Origin of the sequence: Polynucleobacter sp. AP-Elch-400A-B2, from assembly GCF_018688355.1 — a bacterium.
Classification (GTDB): Bacteria; Pseudomonadota; Gammaproteobacteria; order Burkholderiales; family Burkholderiaceae; genus Polynucleobacter.
In genome coordinates this window covers 1915348-1935082 of the sequence record NZ_CP061317.1, presented here as the reverse complement: position 1 = coordinate 1935082, position 19735 = coordinate 1915348, and the positions used below count along the sequence as shown (strand labels likewise).

Sequence of the window (19735 nt, the reverse complement as noted above, 5' to 3'; positions counted from 1 at the left end):
TAAGTCAGATTCATTGAGCAGAGGCTCTGAGCCCCCACAGAAAGTTCGTATTATTGGTGGGGTTTGGCGTAGTCGTTTGCTCAGCGTGTTGGATTTACCTGGTTTACGTCCTAGCACTGATCGTGTACGTGAGACTCTCTTTAATTGGCTCGGGCAAGATTTGGTCGGTTTGCGTTGTTTAGATTTGTTTGCTGGTACTGGCGCATTAGGTTTTGAGGCCGCCTCACGACATGCTAATTCAGTAACCCTATTAGAAAAAGACAAACAGGCCTGTACCAAACTCCTGGCTAATTTTGCTTTGCTAGGATCATTTCCTGCTCCTGGAGAGGTGCAGATTCTTCACAGAGATAGCTTGGAGTTCTTAAAACAACAAGCTGATCGCTCCAGCAACTTGATCTTTATAGACCCACCCTTTCAGGAAGAGGGCCTGTTAAATCAAGCGCTTATAGAGGCTGCTCGCGTTTGTGATGACAGTGCGGGCGGGGGAATTTATGTAGAGTTTCCTGCTAGTCGCCCCCGTGAGCAGATTGAGGATTTGGTGCCTGATTGGCACTGTCGAAAATACTTAGAGGCTGGACAAGTAAAAGCTTGTCTATTTCGCTCTAAGAAGGGCTAAACTCTCCCCTGTAGCTGAAAAAGCCTTAGGAGCCTTATGACTGTTGCTGTATACCCTGGAACATTTGATCCCTTTACTCGTGGTCACGAAGACCTAGTACGTCGCGCCTCAAGCATTTTTGGCGAGCTCATTGTGGGTGTTGCTGATAGTCGTAGCAAACGCCCTTTCTTTACACTAGATGAGCGCATTGAGATTGCCAAAGAAGTTCTTGGTCATTACTCCAATGTGAAAATTGTCGGGTTTACAGGCCTATTAAAAGATTTTGCTCGCGAACATAATGCGCGTGTGATTGTGCGTGGCTTACGTGCTGTATCTGATTTTGAATATGAATTCCAGATGGCTGGTATGAACCGCTATTTATTACCCGATGTTGAAACACTATTTCTGACGCCATCAGACCAATACCAATTTATCTCTGGCACCTTTGTGCGTGAGATTGCCTCTATGGGTGGTGATGTGAGTAAGTTTGTATTCCCATCGGTAGAGAAGTGGTTGACCAAAAAGATTGAAGCTAATAAGAGTAAAGAGTAGGGCCTCTAGGCGCACATATGGCTTTAATGATCACGGACGAATGTATCAATTGCGATGTGTGTGAGCCTGAATGCCCAAACGATGCAATTTATATGGGTCTAGAAATCTACGAGATTGATCCCAGCAAATGTACTGAATGTGTAGGTCATTACGACGCGCCCCAGTGTCAGCAAGTCTGCCCGGTAGACTGTATACCGATGAATCCCACATTTACTGAAAATCAAACGCAGTTAATGGCAAAGTATCAAGCTTTAACTGCTGCCAAAAAAGCACTCGCTAAATAAGCAATGAGCACTGTTTAATTGGTTTTGGAGTGCAATTCGAGCATCGCTGCCTGAGCATCGCCCTTGAGGAACAAGGGCAGAATGTGTAAGCCATTTTCAATACTTGCATCAATCTGCTTTTGTTCTGCTTGCAGCGGCCTTCTCAACACGTAGTCGGCAACATCCATCACTCGTGCGCCTTCTGCAGCGAGATCGCGTGGGTGGCCAATACCCAGACGTAGGCGCCAGTAATCAGGGGTTCCTAAGTGAGCTTGGATATCTTTTAAACCGTTGTGTCCACCAGTACCGCCACTAAGCTTGATACGTGCAGTGCCAGGCTTTAGATCTAGCTCATCCTGCACTACCAGTACATCTTTAGGTGTAATTTTATGAAAGCGGCATAGTGCTCCAACAGCCTGACCGCTCAGGTTCATGTATGTGCTGGGTTTGAGTAAGAAGAGGTCTTCATCTTCCCACTTAGCCTTAGCCACTTTTCCATGAAAGCGTTTTTCAGTTTCAAAGCGGACGTTTAATTGTTTGGCGAGTGCGTCCACAAACCAGAAGCCAGCATTGTGCCGATCTTCAATATGTTCTTCACCTGGGTTGCCTAGGCCAATAATTAATTTAGTCATGATGAGTGCTTAAGGATAAAAGCTTTTCTGCAAAAAAGAAAACCCGCTTGTAAGCGGGCTTCTTCTGTCGCAAAGATATGGCTTAAATGATTAAGCTTTATCCTTTGGGGCTTCAGCAGCAGGAGCCGCAGCAGCTGCAGGAGCAGCTTCTGTATCGGCAGCTTTCACTGCTGGGATACGTGCGTTAGCTAGTACTGGGTTTTCTTGCTCAATATGCAATACCAATGTAACGCCTTTTGGTAATGCGATATCTTTAGCGTGGATACCATGACCAACTTCAATTTTGTTCAAGTCCACTTCAATAAACTCTGGCAAATCTGCTGGTAAGCAAGAGATTTCCAATTCAGTGGAGATGTGGCTGATAACAGCGCCTTGCAATTTCACTGCAGCTGAAGTGTCAGCATTAATGAAGTGCAATGGAACGCGCATGTGAACTTTTTCAGTCGCAGAAACGCGCTGGAAGTCGATATGCAGAACCAAAGGCTTAAATGGATGCATCTGGTAATCGCGCAACAACACTTTTTGTGCTTTGCCGCCGATTTCGAGATCAAGGATGGATGAGTGGAATGCTTCCTTGCGGAGAGCATGAAACAGTGCGTTGTGATCCAACTCAATTACAGTTGCGGTGTCTTTACCACCGTAGATGATGCCCGGAGTTTTACCGGAGTTGCGCAGACGGCGGCTCGCACCCGTTCCCTGTACGCTTCTTTCAAAGGCTACTACTTTCATATTCAATTCCTAAATTAAAGTTAATTTCCGTTCGCGACCAAACAGAAAAGCCTTTGATTATATCTTGGGAATCGTACTTTTTGCCTAGAAAAGGCTCAATATTGCCTAAAACTGGGTTGTAAATGCTATTTTTGGCTTATTCAGCGAACATTGACATCACTGAATCACCCTTACTAATGCGAGAAAGGGTTTCAGCCAGAATCGGGGCAACACTCAATTGACGGATTTTAGCCACTTTCAAGGCTTCAGCAGTCAATGGAATGGTGTCAGTAACAACCAATTCGTCTAACTCGGAGGCAGCAATGCGGGCTACGGCACCACCAGAGAGTACTGCATGAGTACAGTAAGCAGTAACGCCCTTGGCGCCACGCTCTTTCAGTGCCTCAGCGGCCTTACAGAGGGTTCCGCCGGTATCAATAATGTCATCCATGATGACGCAGTGGCGACCCTCTACTTCACCGATTAAGTGCATTACTTCTGATACGTTGGCCTTAGGGCGGCGTTTATCAATAATCGCCAAATCTGTACCTAATTGCTTGGCCATTGCTCGGGCGCGAACAACACCGCCAATGTCCGGCGAAACAATGATGAGATCTTTTTTAGTTTTCTGACCCTCTAAATCTGCCAAGAGAACCGGGGAGGCATAAATGTTATCTACCGGGATATCAAAGAAGCCCTGAATTTGGTCGGCATGAAGATCCATAGTCAAAACCCGCTCAATACCAGCAACAGATTGAAGCATGTTTGCTACGATTCTGGCGGAGATGGCAACCCGTGCAGAGCGTGGACGACGATCTTGTCTAGCGTAACCGAAGTAAGGAATCACTGCGGTTATGCGGCTTGCTGATGCACGTTTAAGAGCATCAATCATGATCATAAGTTCCATCAAACTATCGTTCGTTGGAGCGCAAGTCGATTGGATAACGACCACGTTCTTACCGCGGACATTTTCTTGAATTTCTACCTGAATTTCACCATCAGAGAATCGACCAACAAATGCTTTTCCCATGGGGAGTTTGAGCTCTTTGGCTACCGCATGAGCCAAAACCGGATTTGCATTGCCTGTGAAAAGAGTCAGTAAATCAGCGTTCATTGGGACGGACATAGGTGATTTTCGAGTTTTGGTGAAGGTCGAATGGATGTTTCTTGGTCGTATCTACAGAGTTTGGCAGGGGAAGAAGGATTCGAACCTTCGCATGCTGGAATCAAAATCCAGTGCCTTAACCAGCTTGGCGATTCCCCTACAGGTCAATCTGAAGAAATCAAATTGTAAGCGGGATTTTTATTTAGCCCCCGAACAATTCGACCTATCCATCCTTTTGGAAGATTTTGCAGAAGATTTTCCAGATTTGCGTTGTCCGTCTTAGGGTCTAAGGCGGCAAAAACGCTACTTCCAGAGCCGGACATGCAAGGTGCCGAGTTTGGCACTGCCTTGTAAATCCAATCTAATGCTTGCTTCACTTCAGGACATTTCTGCATCGCTACTGCCTGGCAATCATTCGAATGATATGAGCTTGGCGATGCAAGAAAGCCATCTATTGTAATCGGTGCATGATCGCGGGTCAATTGAGGGTCTTGAAAAATCTGAGCAGTGGCAATCCCCTGGTTGGGGAATATCACCACAAAGTCTTGGGTTTGTAAGGAAATTGCCTGTAGTTTCTCTCCAATACCTTCAACAAATGCATTTTGGCCAAAGATGAAAAATGGTACATCTGCCCCCAGTTTTAGGCCGAGCTGACAAAGCGTTGCAATATCAAGATGGAGATCCCAAAGCGAATTAAGGCCGATGAGAGTGGACGCAGCATCAGAGGATCCGCCGCCTAGGCCGGCGCCCATGGGGATCATTTTTTTCAAGCTAATTTCAACGCCCTGATTGGTCTTGCAAAAATCTTTTAAGACTTGGGCGGCGCGGACCACCAAATCTTGTTCTGGGGGAACGCCTGGAATAGGGTCAATACGACGAATCTCATTTTCAGAAATAGACCTTAGGGTAAGGACGTCGTACCAATCAATCAACTGGAAAACAGATTGGAGTTGGTGATAACCATCTTCGCGGCGTCCAATAATATGTAGAAATAGATTGAGCTTTGCGGGACAGTGGATTTCTAAAGTCTTACTCATCAATCACACTTCACTCATTCGGATTATCAAAAACCAAGCGGATGTCTATCGAACCAATATTAGAGCTGCGAGTCATCATGAGTTTTTCTAAGCGCTGCATATTGCTCCAGTTGTAATTTAAGGTCCAACCATCCTGCGTGATTTTGCTCACTTGCCCTTTTGTATTGCGCTCAACACTGGCATTACCACCAGGACGAGTTTTCCCACGCAACCAGTCTGATAAACCACGAGCAGGTAGCGGAAGTCCTAATGTATTTTGTATCAGAGTGTCAGCATCGATAGCTGTAGTGAGTTCTCCATCTCGTTCTAGAATTGCCTCACCAGGTTTAATCGTAATTTTTGCAATAGATCCACCTACTGGATTGCGAATTTCTAATACGTCGATCAACGCATCTTGAGTTAATGTAAATCCACCTGAGCCACCCTGATTTTTACTTTCGGTGAGTCCGGTAATCTTTACCGCAAAACGACCATCCCATATGCCTTTGAGGGCGATATCTGCTAGCGACCAATCAGGCTTCAAGCGCTTCAAAGTTTCTTTAAGAGTCGGGTTGTTGGCATCTAATTGCTGCCCTTTGCGCCACACATCTTCCGCCTCGGTTGGGCGATTCATTACCCAGAGGACTTCGCCAATATGTGCGGCAATATCTGCTTCAGGTTTCATACTAAAGGCTTGTTGCAGTTGCTCTAAGGCGAGATCATTTCTACCCATACGAAAGTTCACCCAACCAAGACTGTCTAATATAAAACCATCCTTAGGCGAGAGTTGATGTGCTTTGCTAATGAGCTTAAATGCTTCTGGCAGCTTCTGATTGCGATCAGCTAGTGAGTAACCAAGTGCATTTAGGCTGTTTACATCATTCGGATTTTTGCGCAAGATCTCGCGCAGCGTTTTCTCCATCACATCGAGATGCCCTGATTTTTCAGCAGACATTGCGTAGGTGTAGAGTAGACTTGGATCTTTTGGTTCCGGCTTTAATGTTGAAACAATTTCATAAAAAGCTCTTAGCGCTTCTGATTCATTGGTTGCCTTAGCCAGTAGCGCCTGAATCTGTAGCAAAGTATTTTCACGTTGCGCTGGTGTTTGTTGACTTAAGAGTGAGATGGCAGGTTTGACTGCATCTGACCAGCGTTGATTCAGAATTAAGAGAGTGACGAGCACTTCTTTGGGTTTAGTTTGTTTTGGCCCAGCCAAACCATCCCAAGTTTGTGCTGCTTGTAGTGCAAGATCAGGCGCGCCTGCTGTTATTGCAATCTCCATCGCCCTTTGTGCCAAACGGGGATCATCTAGCTGGCGAGCGAGCTCCAAATACGTTGTATATGCCAAGCCAGCTTCACCGCGCTGAAGAGCGATTTCAGAGGCTAGAACCTCAAATACAGCTTGACCGCTATCCAGGCTGCTGGATTTGGCGATGCTATTGCTAGAGAGGAGGCTAAAGCCCAATCCAGCAGTAAGCAGTAAGACCCTAAAAGAGGGCTTTAATGAAAATTTGGTCATAAGCACATTCTAATCCGCGAATCTACAATCCATTTATGCCAGAACTCCCAGAAGTCGAAGTTACCCGATTGGGTATCCAGCCCCATTTAGAGGGGCTTAGGGTAAGCACAGTCAAAATTATCGATGGTCGCTTGCGCTGGCCGGTTCCGAGTAATTTAAATATCTTGCTTAGCGGTCAGAAAGTCTTGGGAATAGAACGCCGCGGCAAGTATCTTCTAGTGGAGTTTGATGCAGGTTACCTATTGCTACACCTAGGTATGACCGGAACCTTGCGGGTTCTGCCCAGTAGTGATCCTCTTAAGTTACATGATCGGGTGACTTTCGAGTTTGGCAAGCTGAGTTTGCGTTTGCATGATCCCCGAAAGTTTGGCGCTGTTTTATGGCACCCAAAATCCAATGGACCAATTGAGAACAATGCGCTTTTACAAAAACTGGGAGTAGAGCCTTTTTCCCCTGAGTTTGGTGGCGAGCTTGGTACTGAGGTTCTGTATCGGTGCTCACGCAAACGTAGTGTTGCTGTGAAGCAATTTTTATTAGCAGGACAAGCAGTGGTGGGTGTCGGCAATATCTATTGTTCTGAAAGTTTATTTGAGGCAGGTATTCATCCGGCAAAAGCTGCTGGAAAACTCACGCGTCCACAATGCTCTAGGCTGGCGACTGCGGTGAGATTAATTTTGAAAAAAGCGATTGCTGCAGGTGGTAGTTCTTTAAAAGACTTTGTGAACAGCGAAGGTGACCCAGGGCACTTCATGGTGCAAACCAAAGTCTATGATCGCAAAGATCAGCCTTGCAAGGTATGCAAGACGCCGATTAAACAAATAGTACAAGGTCAGCGCTCTACTTACTTTTGCCCCCAATGTCAGAAGCGTTGATTAAGCACTTTGCTACTAAGCTGATAGCTTGGCATGGCAAAGACGGGCGCCAAGGCTTGCCATGGCAGAGTATTCGGGACCCCTATGCGGTATGGGTTTCTGAAATCATGCTGCAACAAACTCAGGTAGCTACTGTTCTAGAGCGCTACCCCCGCTTTATGCAACGTTTCCCGACGGTGAAAAAATTGGCTGCCGCACCACTAGATGATGTCTTGGCAGAATGGGCGGGGCTCGGCTATTACACGCGAGCTCGCAATCTTCACGCTTGCGCAAAGCAAGTGATGGAAGAGTTTGGTGGTAAGTTTCCAAATGACCCAGTATTGCTCCAACAGCTCAAGGGTATTGGTAGATCTACTGCAGGTGCTATAGCCGCATTTGCATTTCATGAGCGAGCGCCGATTCTGGATGCGAACGTCAAACGAATACTGGCGCGATTGTTTGGTGTAGACGGCGCCATCCAAGAAAAAGCAGTAAACGACGAGTTGTGGCTATTAGCTAAAACACTGCTCCCTAAAAAAGCTGCGAATATGCCGGTCTATACACAGGCTTTGATGGATTTTGGGGCAACCTGGTGCACTTCTCGTAAACCTGTCTGTTTGAGTGGAGTCAGAAAATGCCCATTTGAAAAAGAATGCCAGGCTAATCTCAGTGATCAAGTTTTACTATTGCCTCGCAAAGTCATCAAAGCAAAATCCCCTGAATTTAATTGCGACATGTTGTTGCTACGGCAGGGTGATTCAGTATTACTACAAAGGCGTCCTGAAAAAGCTATCTGGGGCGGACTTTGGTCTTTGCCTGAATCTACTTGGAGAGCCAAAGAAAAAAGCTCTAAACCTACAAGCAATGCAGTTAATTTGACTACGAAAGAATTATTTCAGCTGGTGCTGTCAGATGAAAAGATCTCTGGCGCGTCAAAGAGTGCTCACTCAATTGAACGAGGACTTGAAATTAAACACGTTTTCACGCATCGTCGTTTATGGATGCAGATTTGGCATGTGAGCTTAGGCACTACTGTCAAACTTACTAGCGCTGACTTGAAGTGGGTTCCTTTGCGTCAGCTAGGACAGTACGGCTTGCCTCAGCCGATCAAATTACTTTTGCAGGGATTGAGTCTAGCTCGCGGTGACGACTTAAGAAATTGATTTGGAGCTCTACCAAATCTTTTTGCGGCAGAAAATGCGCAATGATGCGGCTCACAAGATAAACCGAGCGATGCTGTCCGCCAGTACAGCCGATAGCGACAGTAAGATAACTACGACCATCTGCAATGTAGTGAGGCAACCATTTTTCAATAAACTGAATAATGTCATTTTCCATACTGACGACTTCGGGAATTCTTTCTAAGAACTCGCGAACCGGCTGATCTTTACCAGACATAGGGCGTAAAGCTTTGTCGTAGTGCGGATTAGGCAGGCAGCGAACATCAAACACGAGATCCGCTTCACTAGGTAGGCCTTTTTTAAACCCAAAAGATTCAAAAATAACGGTGAGTCCTTGAGGCTTATCTTTCAGAAGATCCTGAATCCAGGAACGCAGGGCATGAGCAGGTAGATTGCTAGTATCAATACTGTGCGCTTGAGCACGCAGAGGCTCTAGAAGATTTCGCTCTTTATCAATAGCCTCGATGAGGGTGGCAGCTTGGGTTTGTTGGGTTTTTCCAGAAAGCGGATGGCGCCTGCGGGTTTCGGAGAAGCGCTGGATCAGCGTATTGGTATCAGCATTGAGGAAAACAATGCGCACCTGATGATTACGTCTCAGGTTTTCTAAAATCTGCGGAAGCTCTGCAATCGACTGACCGCGACGTGCATCAATAGCTACTGCAACACGTTCACTTTTTTCACCTTCTAGCGTAGTGATGAGGTTTTCGAGAAGGGTGACTGGAAGGTTATCAACACAGTCATAACCTGCATCCTCAAAGGCTCTCAGTGCAACTGATTTACCTGAGCCAGAGATGCCGGTAATCAGATTAATTTGCATATTAAATGAGACGGCCTTGTGACTTTGAGGACTCTGCTTCAGCATTCATTTGTAAACGCTGACGCTCCATGAATTCTTTTAAGGTATCAATACCTCGTAGTTGCAAAATCGTATTGCGCACGGCAGCCTCAACGAGAACTGCTAAGTTGCGACCTGCAGCTACCTGAATTTTGACAGTTCGAATTGCCACACCCAATACATCAATATGTTGGGTTTCTAAAGGTAGGCGCTCAAACTCACCATCGTTGCGACGAACCAATTGCACTATCAAGCGCAATTTTAATTTTCGACGTACGGCTGTTTCACCAAAGATGGTGCGGATATCCAATAAGCCTAGTCCACGAACTTCCAAGAGGTTGCGCAGAATCACAGGGCAGCGACCCTCGATATAGTCTGGTCCGAGTCGAGCAAAGTCTACCGCATCATCAGCCACTAAACCGTGGCCGCGAGAAATCAGCTCTAAACCTAATTCACTTTTTCCTAAGCCTGACTCACCCATAATCAAAACCCCTAAGCCCAGAATATCCATAAATACGCCATGCATCGTAATCTGGGGCGCGCCAATCTTGGTGAGGTAGGTGCGAAGGTGATCAATCACCTCGGCAGCTGATATGGCTGTTGTAAAGAGTGGGGTAGAGGATCGTTGGCAGAAGAGTTGAAGTGCAGCATCCGCTGCTTTACCGTCGGCCACAATAACGCAAGGTGGCATTTTAGAGATCAGGTCGAAGATCTGCTCTTCTCGCTGCTGCGTCTCAAGTTGGGCGTGATAATTAATCTCCTGCTCACCAAAAATCTGAATACGGCTTGGGTGAATGAGATTTAAGTGACCTACTAAGTCTGAGCTGGCTGCGGCAGCTTTAACAGCTTCTGGTGGAAATCGCCTGTCCGCGCCTTCTAGACCACCGATCCAGGATAGCTTTAGATCAGAGACATTGTCATCAAAGATTTGTTGGGCGGTAACTCCCTCTAGAAGAAGAGGTTGAGTAGTCAAGTTAAGCCCCACGTTTGTAGGATTTCACACACCTTCTCTGGACTGCCCTCCGACGCAAGTAACTTACGGGTATCTTGGTCAGATAAGAGTTGTGCAATCGAGGATAAAATTTCTAAATGTTGCTGAGTTGCTTTTTCAGGAACAAGTAAAAAAATGAGGATGGACACAGCCTCACCATCAGGCGCGGCAAATTCAATTGGCTCTTGTAGTTTGACGAATGCAGCAATCGGCTGTTTAAGTCCCTTTACACGGCCGTGTGGGATGGCAACGCCAGCGCCAAGTGCGGTAGAACCTAAGTCCTCGCGCGCATTTAAAAATCCAACAATTGCCTCGGCTTCAAGACCTGCTTGTTTGGCAAATAGCTGCCCTACGGCTGCAAATGCCTCAGTCCTATTCTTGGAGGGACTATTTAAGGCAATACGGTCTAAAGCGAAAAGATCGGTCAGGGCATTCATAGCACTAGATTATAGATGTCCTGATGCTAGAGATTACTCAAAATGTTTTTCGTGGTGATGATCTTGAATTTTTTCTTTGTGCTTGACAACTTGTCGCTCAAGTTTGTCCACTACCGCATCCATGGCGTGGTAAAGATCTGCGTTATGTGCTTCGGCAAAGAGCTCTTTGCCTTTGAGGTGAAGAGTGATCTCGGCGGCTTGACGAAGATCTTTTTCTTTGGCGTTATCGACAATCAAAAATGCGGTGGCATCTAAGACGTGGTCAAAGTGTTTGCGAATTTTTTCTAAGCCGGCTTCGAGGTGGGAACGCATAGCTGGAGTAACTTCAACATGACGGCTATTAATTTTCAGATTCATCAGCAGCTCCTATTCATAGGAAAACAAAATGCGTGCGCAAATAATCACTCGGGGTGCGCAGCAGGCCCCTGTAATGTTGTACTTGTTTATACGGAAATGAACTTCATGAGCCTCCAGCGTATCAGCGATTTTGCTGAAAACCAAGAGGCAGATCATGTTTATTTATTAAATACCCGAAAAGCCTCGAATATTTACATGCGGAAGTTTTCGCCTAGGTAGACTCGTCTGACGGCATCATTCTCGATAATTTGGTCTGGTTTGCCTTCCGCCAACACACTGCCTTCGCTGATGATGTAGGCATGATCACAAATCCCCAAGGTTTCTCGAACGTTATGGTCGGTGATCAGCACGCCAATTTGGCGGTCTCTTAAGAAGCGCACAATCCGCTGGATTTCTCCAACCGCAATTGGGTCAACACCAGCAAAAGGCTCATCAAGCAAAATGAACTTAGGCTGGGATGCGAGGGCCCTGGCAATTTCAACGCGGCGGCGCTCCCCACCAGATAGGGAGAGAGCGGGGTTATCGCGCAGATGACTGATTTGGAGCTCACCTAGGAGCTCATCTAGGCGATGCGCTATTTCAGCCTTGCTTAATGGTTTTCCACCTTGAACTTGCAGTTCTAAGACGGCTTGAATATTTTCAGCTACATTCAGCTTTCTGAAAACAGAAGCCTCTTGTGGGAGGTAGGATAGGCCCATGCGAGCCCGTTCATGAATGGGTAGATGTGTGATGTCGGTGCCGTCTAAAACAATACTCCCACCATCCAAAGGAACCAGGCCAACAATCATGTAGAAAGAGGTTGTTTTGCCAGCACCATTTGGCCCCAGGAGTCCTACTACTTCGCCGCATTTCACTTCTATCGATACATCCCGAACTACTGTGCGAGATCCATAGCGCTTTTGAAGGTGCTGCGCACTTAAAGTGGCTGGTTTTTGATTACTACCGGAATTCGTGGTCATTTCTCTAGTGTAGCTTTTCTTCTTGGTGAAAGGATTGCTCTAGCTAAAGGCAGGTCTTCTGCTTTGGCATCAGTAGGCGGTAAGACTTGATAGCGCTGCTGAACATCATCGTAGTCAATTTTCCAGCCGTGTAATTGATCTAGCATTTGCATATTTTGAAGACGCTTCAGGCTGGCATCACCAGTCAGGGTGAGAAGCTCAGTTTTTGCATTGTAGGTAACCGTTTTGCCCCGACCTTGCATAAATTCATTAGCGGGCCCTTCGCGTCTTTGTCTAAAGCTGGCGGTAGATTCTGAATTACCCTGAACATCAACGTACTCATAACCCTCGGGGTCGACTTTGATATTACCCTTCGCACTAGTAATCAAAATGCTGCCTTTGATTAAGAGTACTTCACCATCAAGCTCATAGACTTGTTGTACGTCGTTCACAGATACTTTTTCTGCTTCCAAGATGATGGGTTTGTCTTGATCTGTTTTTTCAGCATGAGTAGAAAGGCAGGTCCCTAGTAGAGCAAACGCTATTAGCGATTTTCGCAATAACTTCATCGCTGCGCTCCGGTTTGAATGCGCTCGATACGACCCTTTACTTGCCCAGATAAAACCATGCTTTGTTCGATGTTGTTAAATACGCCACCATCAGTTGAGTGCATCACAGAAACCCCTTGCTCAAGCGTAATGGGTTTATCAGTCTCAATAACGTCATCATTGATGAGCACTTTGAAATAAGAAGAGCGCGCAAGCATGCGCGGTCTAGCTGGCTCAGATGCCGTAGCAGCTTGTTGCGGCCGAAATATTTCGGCGTTATCAATCAGATCCAAAATCGTCAGGTCGCCATCTAAATGACCCTTGTCTGCCTTGACAGTCACCGGTGACTTTTCAGGTGGGAACAGGCGTATGCGGGGTGTTTCAATATCGATTGAAGCGTCATCGTCGTAGTGAATCACTTTCTTGCCTAGTACGCGATATTTAGTACCACCGGATTCATTGAGAGCAGATAAGGCGCCATTGCTAATAGTGTAGTCAGGTTCATGAAGGCGCACACGTTCAATTGCCGATTTTTCTGCCGGTGCGTTTTTCTTCACCAACCAAAACGTGACGAGAGTGAGTGTGCCCATCAGAATCAAAGGCATCAGACGTAGGGAGGTACGCCAGATGCTCAGTTTGATTTTTTGGGTATTTAGTTCCATTGCTTATTGACCTTAAGCGCGCGCCTGAGCGAGTAATTCCTCATAACGGTTTTGCGCTTTCAAGATCAGATCACAGACTTCACGTACTGCGCCACTACCGCCAGATCGAGTGGTGACAAAGTGGGCTATTTCCTTCACAGCATCATGTCCTTGCGCAGGACATATCTTCAGGCCTGCGGACTTCATCATTTGAAAATCAGGCCAGTCATCACCCATGACCGCGCAATCAGTTGCCTTGAGTCCAAGCGATTGCAAAATGTTTTCTAAAGCATCGGCTTTATTTTCAACACCCATGTGCACGTGCTTGATGCCGAGCTCGTCACAACGGGCCAAAACCATTTTGGAATTACGTCCAGTGATGATGGCTGTCGGAATACCTATTTTTTCTAATAACTTGATTCCCAAGCCATCCTGAATATCAAAAGCTTTCAGGGACTCTTTGCCATTTTCACCAATAAAGATTTGGCCATTGGTCAAGACACCATCAACGTCTAGAACGAGAAGCCTGACCGCCCCAGCACGATCCCAAGCCTGTGGATATTGGCTTAGAGGGTTAGTGTTGTGAGCGTGAAAGGCGGTTGGCATGTGAGTGGGTCAATAATGTATTAAAAAGTGGAAAGCTTAAATAACTTTGGCGGCAAATAAATCATGGAGATTAAGTGCTCCCAGTAGTGCACCTGCAGGATCGGTTACTACCAAATGATTGATGCGATGCTTTTCCATCATTTCAATAGCCTCCTCTGCTAATAACTCGGGCGGAATTGTGCGCGGTGCTGAAGTAATGGCTTTTTCTAAAGTGAGACCATCTAAATTGGTGGTCTTCTCGAGCAGGCGACGTAAGTCACCATCCGTAAAAATACCGGCAACTTTATTTGCATTATCTAAGGTAACTACCATGCCCATGCGCTTAGCAGTCATTTCGAGTAAAGCATCTTGTAAGGAAGCGGAGATTGCAATCTTAGGAGTCTCATCATAGCTACGCATGACTTCACTGACATGCATGAGCTGTTTGCGACCTAGGCGACCACCTGGGTGTGAGCGCTGGAAATCTTCTGCCTGAAAGCCACGGGCATCTAGAAGGGCAACAGCTAGGGCATCGCCCATAGCGAGAGCTGCGGTTGTGCTGGTGGTTGGGGCGAGGTTGAGTGGGCAAGCTTCTTTTTCAACGCTGGTATCTAAATGAGCATCAGCTAACTTCGCCAAAGAGGAATTGGGTGCACCAGTCAGTGCAATCAGTTTTGCGCCAGTGCGCTTGACGATCGGCACGATGGTGAGTAGTTCATCAGTCTCGCCGGAATTAGAAAGTGCAACAAAGACGTCATCACGAGTCACCATCCCTAGATCGCCATGACTAGCTTCTGCGGGGTGAACAAAAAAAGCAGGGGAGCCAGTAGAGGCAAAGGTAGCGGCAATCTTGCGAGCAATATGCCCTGATTTACCAATTCCAGAGACGACGATGCGGCCTTTGCAAGAATGGAGCAGATCAACTGCTAATACGAGGGCATCAGCGTCTGCACCTTCAAGGCGATCGCGCATGGTGTTCAGTGCAGCAGCCTCAATTGTGAGGGTTTCGCGTGCAAGCTTTAGGGTTCGGTCACGAGTCTTAGCTATCATGGGGTGAGTATATGCCGTCAGTCCTTCAGTTAACTCTCATCTTGCTGGCCTCCGCGGTGGCCGGAGTAGTTATTTTCCGCTATTTTGGACTACCCCCTATTTTGGGCTATCTGGCTATTGGCGTCCTGATTGGGCCACATGCCCTTGGTTTGGCCAATGATTCCGCCACAGTCAAGTATTTGGCTGAATTTGGCGTGGTTTTCTTGATGTTCTCAATTGGCCTGGAATTCAACCTCCATAAGCTACGGGCCATGCGAACCATCGTATTTGGCTTGGGTGGTAGTCAGGTCGTTTTGACCATGCTGTTGGCAGTCCCAGCCAGCCTCTTGATGAACTGGATTTACCCTATTTCTTGGCAGGCTGCTATAGCGCTGGGGGGCGCTTTAGCGATGTCCTCCACAGCGATCGTTACCAAACTCATTTCTGATCGCTCTGAAATTGAAACCGAGCATGGGCGCAACATCATCGGTATTTTGCTCTTTCAGGACTTAGCAGTAGTTTTCCTGCTGATTTTGTTACCTTCGCTCGGTAAGAATCCTGGAGACCTATTTTTAGCGCTCACTGCAGCATCCATCAAGATCACGGTAGCTCTGGTACTGATTTTTGTTATTGGCCAAACCTTGATGAGTCGTTGGTTCGGTTTGGTTGCTAAACTGCGGTCTCAAGAATTGTTCATGCTCAACCTCTTGTTGATTGTTTTGGGGATGGCGGGACTGACTGAACACTTCGGTTTATCGCTAGCCTTAGGGGCTTTCTTGGCAGGGATGTTAATTGCTGAAACGCCCTATCGCCATCAAGTGGAAGAGGACGTTAAGCCTTTCAAAGACGTGCTCTTGGGCCTCTTCTTTATTACCGTTGGCATGCTGTTGGATTTTGAAGTGATTCATCAACAGTGGATGCTAGTTCTGCTCTTATTAATTGGCCCATTGATATTTAAGTTCGGTTTAATTGCTGTATTGTCACGCGCTTTCGGTTCAAGTCCTGGTATCTCTATTCGGACGGGCCTGTGTTTGGCGCAGGCTGGTGAATTCGGTTTCGTACTTTTAAATCAAATTGATGGTTTAGATTTAATTGATCCCGCTTTGAGTCAGGCAATATTAGCGGCAATGTTGCTTTCGATGTTTGGCGCACCTTTCTTAATTCAACATAGCGATCGCATTGCGATGCGTTTTTCTAGCAATGAGTGGTTATTGCAATCACTGGCACTGACACGTGTAGCAGTAAAAAGTGTCCGTACAGAAAATCATGTGGTCATTTGTGGCTTTGGTCGCTCAGGCCAAAGCTTAGCCCGCATGCTCGATCAAGAAAAAATTCCTTACATTGCATTAGACATGGATCCTGATCGTGTAAAGGAGGCCGCTGCTGCTGGAGATAACGTGGTCTATGGTGATGCTAGTCGAGAAAATTATTTAGTAGCCGCCGGCCTGTCAAGAGCAAAGGCCGTGGTGATTACTTATGCGGATACACCAGCTAGTTTTAAAGTATTACATCAAGTTGAGCACTTGCGTCCTGGTATGACAGTATTGGTACGCACTAAAGACGATGCAGATTTAGCTAAGTTGCAAGCAGCTGGTGCGACCGAGGTAGTGCCGGAATTGATTGAAGGTAGCTTGATGATGGCGTCTCACGTCTTACTGATCATGGGTGTGCCTATGCGTAAGGTGGTGCGTCGCATTACTGGCGCACGTGAAGCTCGTTATAGCCTGTTGCGCGGCTACTTCCGTGGCGTTAATGATGAGGTGGACACCAAGGAATCATGGCGTTTACACTCAGTTACTTTACTGCCTGAGTCGGCCAGTATTGGGCAGACACTTGAAGAGTTGCATCTTGAAAATGAAGGTGTGAGCGTGCAGGCAGTCAGACGAAAAGTGGGTGGCTCTGACTACGTCAAATTAGAGCTCACCCCAGAATTGCGTTTGCAAGCCAACGATATCTTGGTGCTCTCAGGCAACTCAGAAGCGACTGATTTAGCCGAGTCTAAATTGCTCTGATTACAAATCAATTTTGATGGAATTATTTTTTCTTTTTAGCCGCAACGGGTTGTTTGCGAACCAATAGCGGCGCTAAGTAGTGTCCGGTAAAGCTAGCCGGATTCTTCGCCACTTCCTCGGGCGTTCCAGTAGCGATGATCTGCCCACCACCAGCGCCACCTTTAGGTCCCAAGTCAATAATCCAATCGGCAGTTTTGATCACATCTAAGTTGTGCTCAATGATAACGATTGTGTTGCCTTGTTTCTTCAGGGTCTGAAGAACAGTCAGCAATAATTGAATGTCATGGAAATGCAAGCCTGTAGTCGGCTCATCCAAGATGTAGAGGGTTCTGCCGGTATCGCGTTTGGAAAGCTCTAAAGAAAGTTTGACGCGTTGCGCCTCACCACCAGACAAGGTCGTGGCGCTTTGGCCTAACTTTACATAACCTAAGCCCACATCGAGTAAGGTTTTGAGTTTACGTTTAACGATTGGAACAGCTTCAAAGAATTCATGGGCTTGTTCGATAGTCATCGACAACACTTCATGGATATTCTTACCCTTGTAACGAATGTCTAGAGTTTCGCGGTTATAGCGTTTACCGTGACAGACATCGCAAGGAACATATACGTCTGGTAAAAAATGCATTTCTACTTTGATAACGCCATCACCTTCACAGGCATCACAACGGCCACCCTTGACGTTGAAAGAAAAGCGTCCTGCTTCATAGCCGCGCTCGCGTGCAGCGGGTACGCCACAAAAGAGTTCTCTGATGGGCGTGAATAATCCAGTGTAAGTCGCTGGGTTTGAGCGTGGAGTTCTACCAATCGGGGATTGATCTACGCTAATAACTTTGTCAAAGTTTTCTAGACCTTTGATAGCATCATGCGCCGCAGGTTCTGCATTAGAGCCGTAGATATGATGTGCAACTGCATGGTGCAATGTGTCGTTGATGAGGGTAGATTTACCTGAGCCAGATACGCCAGTGACACAGCTTAATAAACCGACAGGAATCTTGGCGTGAACAGACTGCAAGTTGTTACCGCGCGCACCAATGATTTCTAGGAACTTATCATTTACCGGAATACGTTTTTCAGGAACGGCGATCCACTCCCGACCAGATAAGTAGGCGCCAGTGAGTGATTTAGGATTTGCCTCTACTTCTGCGGGAGTCCCTTCGGCAACGACTTCACCGCCATGTACTCCAGCACCAGGACCAATATCAATCACATAGTCAGATGCGCGAATCATATCTTCATCATGCTCAACCACCAGCACGCTGTTGCCTAGGTCACGCAAATGCTTCAGGGTACCGATCAGGCGATCGTTATCACGTTGATGTAAGCCAATAGAGGGTTCATCCAATACGTACATGACGCCTGTGAGACCAGAGCCAATCTGTGATGCCAAGCGAATCCGCTGCGCTTCACCACCAGAGAGGGTGTCTGCACTACGCTCTAGTGATAAGTAGTCTAAGCCGACATCGTTTAGAAAGCGTAGACGTGAACCAATTTCTTTCACAATCTTATCGGCAATTTCTCGTTTAGCACCTTTGAGTTCGAGTGCCTCAAAATATTCTTTAGCTTCTTTTAAGGGAAGGGCGCTGATTTGATAAATCGCGCGTGATTGCTTGCCTTCGCCGACTTTGACAAAGCGCGCTTCTTTGCGCAATCGACTGCCACTACATGACGGGCACGTTTGTACGTTTTGGTAGCGTGATAATTCTTCTCGAACGGTTGCCGAATCGGTCTCGCGATAGCGACGCTCAAAGTTAGCAACAATACCTTCGAAGGCATGTTCACGAATACTGTTCTTACCGCGCTCATTGATGTATTCAAAAGGAATGGTGATATCGCCCGAGCCTAATAAAATCAGATCTTGCTGTTTCTTATTGAGGGTCTCAAAAGGTTTCTCGACATCAAACCCGCCATGCTTGGCAAGTGTTTGTAAGAGTTTGAAATAAAACTGATTACGACGATCCCAGCCTTTAATTGCACCAGAGGCCAGCGATAAGTCTGGGTGAGCAACAATGCGCTTAGGATCAAAGAAGGATTGATGGCCCAGGCCATCACAAGAAGGACATGCGCCCATCGGATTATTAAAAGAGAAGAGACGTGGCTCAAGTTCTTGTAATGAATAGGAGCAAATTGGGCAGGCAAACTTGCTAGAGAAAATCATCTCCTTGCCCGTGTCCATATTGACGATCATGGCTTTGCCATCAGCAAGGCGTAGAGCAGTTTCAAAAGATTCTGCTACGCGCTGCTGAATATCCGGACGCACTTTAATGCGATCTACGACTACTTCAATTGAATGCTTATCGTTCTTCTTTAATGCTGGCAATTGATCTACTTCAAAGATCTCTGCTTTGGCTGTATTGGTTGTACCGCCGCCAGAGCGCACGCGAAAGCGGACAAAGCCTTGTGCCTGAAGATCTTGGAATAAGTCTACGAACTCACCCTTACGCTCACTCACCACGGGAGCCAAGATCATGAGCTTAGTGTCTTCTGGCATCGCTAAAACGGTATCGACCATTTGAGAAACGCTTTGCGCTTCTAATGGCAGATCATGGTCTGGACAGTGCGGGGTTCCAGCACGCGCAAACAATAAGCGTAGGTAATCATGAATTTCTGTAACCGTACCCACAGTCGAGCGGGGATTATGGCTGGTCGCTTTTTGCTCAATCGAGATTGCCGGTGATAGGCCTTCAATCGTATCGACATCAGGCTTTTCCATCAGTTGCAAAAATTGGCGGGCATAAGCAGATAGGGACTCTACATAGCGACGCTGACCTTCGGCGTACAGGGTGTCAAAAGCCAATGAGCTTTTGCCTGAGCCAGACAGGCCAGTCAAGACGACTAATTTCTCTCTAGGGATATCTAGATTGATGTTTTTGAGGTTGTGGGTGCGGGCACCGCGGATCTTGATTTCGTTATTCATGATTTTTTAGCGTAACTTGTTAATAT

General features: G+C 46.7%; 21 protein-coding genes and 1 tRNA gene. 6 read left to right on the top strand and 16 right to left on the bottom strand.

Going from position 1 to position 19735, the window contains the following annotated elements; all coding sequences use genetic code 11:
• Positions 1–13: 13 nt before the first annotated feature.
• Genes rsmD through FD977_RS09910 form a run of 3 tightly spaced genes read left to right on the top strand, consistent with a single transcriptional unit; the run spans position 14 to position 1431 of the window.
• Positions 14–616: a 16S rRNA (guanine(966)-N(2))-methyltransferase RsmD gene (gene rsmD / locus FD977_RS09920; protein ID WP_215305427.1), complete on the top strand. Its 603-nt coding sequence runs from the start codon at positions 14–16 to the stop codon at positions 614–616.
• A gap of 36 nt (positions 617–652) precedes the next feature.
• Positions 653–1147 (top strand): pantetheine-phosphate adenylyltransferase, encoded by a 495-nt coding sequence (gene coaD, locus FD977_RS09915; protein ID WP_215305425.1) that lies wholly within the window; start codon positions 653–655, stop codon positions 1145–1147.
• Positions 1148–1164: 17 nt separating this feature from the next.
• Positions 1165–1431: a YfhL family 4Fe-4S dicluster ferredoxin gene (locus tag FD977_RS09910; RefSeq protein ID WP_215305423.1), complete on the top strand. Its 267-nt coding sequence runs from the start codon at positions 1165–1167 to the stop codon at positions 1429–1431.
• A gap of 14 nt (positions 1432–1445) precedes the next feature.
• Here FD977_RS09910 and pth read toward each other — a convergent pair whose 3' ends face one another.
• From pth to FD977_RS09880, 6 genes are all read right to left on the bottom strand, one after another.
• The gene (gene pth / locus FD977_RS09905; RefSeq protein ID WP_215305421.1) at positions 1446–2042 is read right to left on the bottom strand and encodes an aminoacyl-tRNA hydrolase; all 597 of its coding nucleotides are present in this window, start codon (positions 2040–2042) and stop codon (positions 1446–1448) included.
• A 90-nt stretch (positions 2043–2132) separates the two neighbouring features.
• Entirely contained in the window at positions 2133–2771 is a 639-nt protein-coding gene (locus tag FD977_RS09900) for a 50S ribosomal protein L25/general stress protein Ctc (RefSeq protein WP_215305419.1), read from the bottom strand.
• A gap of 136 nt (positions 2772–2907) precedes the next feature.
• On the bottom strand, positions 2908–3864 hold the full coding sequence (locus FD977_RS09895) for a ribose-phosphate pyrophosphokinase (protein WP_215307122.1): 957 nt from the start codon (positions 3862–3864) through the stop codon (positions 2908–2910).
• Between the two features lie 73 nt (positions 3865–3937).
• Positions 3938–4014, bottom strand: a tRNA-Gln gene (locus FD977_RS09890).
• 5 nt (positions 4015–4019) lie between these two features.
• Positions 4020–4892, bottom strand: coding sequence for a 4-(cytidine 5'-diphospho)-2-C-methyl-D-erythritol kinase (gene ispE / locus FD977_RS09885; protein WP_215305417.1), 873 nt, complete (start codon positions 4890–4892; stop codon positions 4020–4022).
• A 10-nt stretch (positions 4893–4902) separates the two neighbouring features.
• The gene (locus tag FD977_RS09880; protein ID WP_215305415.1) at positions 4903–6390 is read right to left on the bottom strand and encodes a lipoprotein insertase outer membrane protein LolB; all 1488 of its coding nucleotides are present in this window, start codon (positions 6388–6390) and stop codon (positions 4903–4905) included.
• A 35-nt stretch (positions 6391–6425) separates the two neighbouring features.
• Between FD977_RS09880 and mutM the strand changes: the two genes are divergently transcribed.
• Together mutM and mutY are read left to right on the top strand one after the other, a co-directional pair.
• A complete protein-coding gene (gene mutM, locus FD977_RS09875; protein ID WP_215305413.1) occupies positions 6426–7262 on the top strand; it encodes a bifunctional DNA-formamidopyrimidine glycosylase/DNA-(apurinic or apyrimidinic site) lyase in 837 nt (278 codons plus the stop codon).
• A complete protein-coding gene (mutY, locus tag FD977_RS09870) occupies positions 7247–8404 on the top strand; it encodes an A/G-specific adenine glycosylase (protein ID WP_215305411.1) in 1158 nt (385 codons plus the stop codon). The genes mutM and mutY overlap by 16 nt, the downstream gene beginning before the upstream one ends.
• On the opposite strand, the gene rapZ is transcribed toward mutY, so the two are convergent.
• The 9 genes from rapZ to FD977_RS09825 all read right to left on the bottom strand — a co-directional run bounded on the left by rapZ (position 8349) and on the right by FD977_RS09825 (position 14804).
• Positions 8349–9239, bottom strand: a complete 891-nt coding sequence (gene rapZ, locus FD977_RS09865) for an RNase adapter RapZ (RefSeq protein WP_215305409.1) — start codon at positions 9237–9239, stop codon at positions 8349–8351. The two genes, mutY and rapZ, sit on opposite strands and share 56 nt — an antisense overlap.
• Before the next feature lies 1 nt (position 9240).
• Positions 9241–10230 (bottom strand): HPr(Ser) kinase/phosphatase, encoded by a 990-nt coding sequence (gene hprK, locus FD977_RS09860; RefSeq protein WP_215305407.1) that lies wholly within the window; start codon positions 10228–10230, stop codon positions 9241–9243.
• Positions 10227–10685, bottom strand: coding sequence for a PTS sugar transporter subunit IIA (locus tag FD977_RS09855; RefSeq protein WP_215305405.1), 459 nt, complete (start codon positions 10683–10685; stop codon positions 10227–10229). Before FD977_RS09855 ends, hprK begins: the two co-directional genes overlap by 4 nt.
• Positions 10686–10718: 33 nt before the next feature.
• Positions 10719–11042, bottom strand: coding sequence for a ribosome hibernation-promoting factor, HPF/YfiA family (hpf, locus tag FD977_RS09850; protein ID WP_215305404.1), 324 nt, complete (start codon positions 11040–11042; stop codon positions 10719–10721).
• A 191-nt stretch (positions 11043–11233) separates the two neighbouring features.
• A complete protein-coding gene (gene lptB / locus FD977_RS09845; protein ID WP_215305402.1) occupies positions 11234–12001 on the bottom strand; it encodes an LPS export ABC transporter ATP-binding protein in 768 nt (255 codons plus the stop codon).
• A complete protein-coding gene (gene lptA / locus FD977_RS09840) occupies positions 11998–12549 on the bottom strand; it encodes a lipopolysaccharide transport periplasmic protein LptA (protein ID WP_215305400.1) in 552 nt (183 codons plus the stop codon). Before lptA ends, lptB begins: the two co-directional genes overlap by 4 nt.
• Positions 12546–13190 (bottom strand): LPS export ABC transporter periplasmic protein LptC, encoded by a 645-nt coding sequence (lptC, locus tag FD977_RS09835; RefSeq protein WP_215305398.1) that lies wholly within the window; start codon positions 13188–13190, stop codon positions 12546–12548. The genes lptA and lptC overlap by 4 nt, the downstream gene beginning before the upstream one ends.
• Positions 13191–13202: 12 nt before the next feature.
• The gene (locus FD977_RS09830) at positions 13203–13775 is read right to left on the bottom strand and encodes an HAD family hydrolase (protein ID WP_215305396.1); all 573 of its coding nucleotides are present in this window, start codon (positions 13773–13775) and stop codon (positions 13203–13205) included.
• Between the two features lie 36 nt (positions 13776–13811).
• The gene (locus tag FD977_RS09825) at positions 13812–14804 is read right to left on the bottom strand and encodes an SIS domain-containing protein (RefSeq protein ID WP_215305395.1); all 993 of its coding nucleotides are present in this window, start codon (positions 14802–14804) and stop codon (positions 13812–13814) included.
• A gap of 11 nt (positions 14805–14815) precedes the next feature.
• Between FD977_RS09825 and FD977_RS09820 the strand changes: the two genes are divergently transcribed.
• Entirely contained in the window at positions 14816–16795 is a 1980-nt protein-coding gene (locus FD977_RS09820) for a monovalent cation:proton antiporter family protein (RefSeq protein ID WP_215305394.1), read from the top strand.
• 22 nt (positions 16796–16817) lie between these two features.
• Here FD977_RS09820 and uvrA read toward each other — a convergent pair whose 3' ends face one another.
• Complete coding sequence (gene uvrA, locus FD977_RS09815; protein ID WP_215305392.1) at positions 16818–19709, bottom strand: excinuclease ABC subunit UvrA; 2892 nt, start codon at positions 19707–19709, stop codon at positions 16818–16820.
• Positions 19710–19735 lie beyond the last annotated feature (26 nt).

Bases quoted from the DNA above. Each gene is read 5' to 3' on its own strand.
- coaD (WP_215305425.1), top strand. From the start codon at position 653: ATGACTGTTGCTGTATACCCTGGAACATTTGATCCCTTTACTCGTGGT.
- FD977_RS09910 (WP_215305423.1), top strand. From the start codon at position 1,165: ATGGCTTTAATGATCACGGACGAATGTATCAATTGCGATGTGTGTGAG.
- pth (WP_215305421.1), bottom strand. From the start codon at position 2,042: ATGACTAAATTAATTATTGGCCTAGGCAACCCAGGTGAAGAACATATT.
- FD977_RS09900 (WP_215305419.1), bottom strand. From the start codon at position 2,771: ATGAAAGTAGTAGCCTTTGAAAGAAGCGTACAGGGAACGGGTGCGAGC.
- FD977_RS09895 (WP_215307122.1), bottom strand. From the start codon at position 3,864: ATGAACGCTGATTTACTGACTCTTTTCACAGGCAATGCAAATCCGGTT.
- ispE (WP_215305417.1), bottom strand. From the start codon at position 4,892: ATGAGTAAGACTTTAGAAATCCACTGTCCCGCAAAGCTCAATCTATTT.
- FD977_RS09880 (WP_215305415.1), bottom strand. From the start codon at position 6,390: ATGACCAAATTTTCATTAAAGCCCTCTTTTAGGGTCTTACTGCTTACT.
- mutM (WP_215305413.1), top strand. From the start codon at position 6,426: ATGCCAGAACTCCCAGAAGTCGAAGTTACCCGATTGGGTATCCAGCCC.
- mutY (WP_215305411.1), top strand. From the start codon at position 7,247: ATGTCAGAAGCGTTGATTAAGCACTTTGCTACTAAGCTGATAGCTTGG.
- rapZ (WP_215305409.1), bottom strand. From the start codon at position 9,239: ATGCAAATTAATCTGATTACCGGCATCTCTGGCTCAGGTAAATCAGTT.
- FD977_RS09855 (WP_215305405.1), bottom strand. From the start codon at position 10,685: ATGAATGCCCTGACCGATCTTTTCGCTTTAGACCGTATTGCCTTAAAT.
- hpf (WP_215305404.1), bottom strand. From the start codon at position 11,042: ATGAATCTGAAAATTAATAGCCGTCATGTTGAAGTTACTCCAGCTATG.
- lptB (WP_215305402.1), bottom strand. From the start codon at position 12,001: ATGACCACGAATTCCGGTAGTAATCAAAAACCAGCCACTTTAAGTGCG.
- lptA (WP_215305400.1), bottom strand. From the start codon at position 12,549: ATGAAGTTATTGCGAAAATCGCTAATAGCGTTTGCTCTACTAGGGACC.
- lptC (WP_215305398.1), bottom strand. From the start codon at position 13,190: ATGGAACTAAATACCCAAAAAATCAAACTGAGCATCTGGCGTACCTCC.
- FD977_RS09830 (WP_215305396.1), bottom strand. From the start codon at position 13,775: ATGCCAACCGCCTTTCACGCTCACAACACTAACCCTCTAAGCCAATAT.
- FD977_RS09825 (WP_215305395.1), bottom strand. From the start codon at position 14,804: ATGATAGCTAAGACTCGTGACCGAACCCTAAAGCTTGCACGCGAAACC.
- FD977_RS09820 (WP_215305394.1), top strand. From the start codon at position 14,816: ATGCCGTCAGTCCTTCAGTTAACTCTCATCTTGCTGGCCTCCGCGGTG.
- uvrA (WP_215305392.1), bottom strand. From the start codon at position 19,709: ATGAATAACGAAATCAAGATCCGCGGTGCCCGCACCCACAACCTCAAA.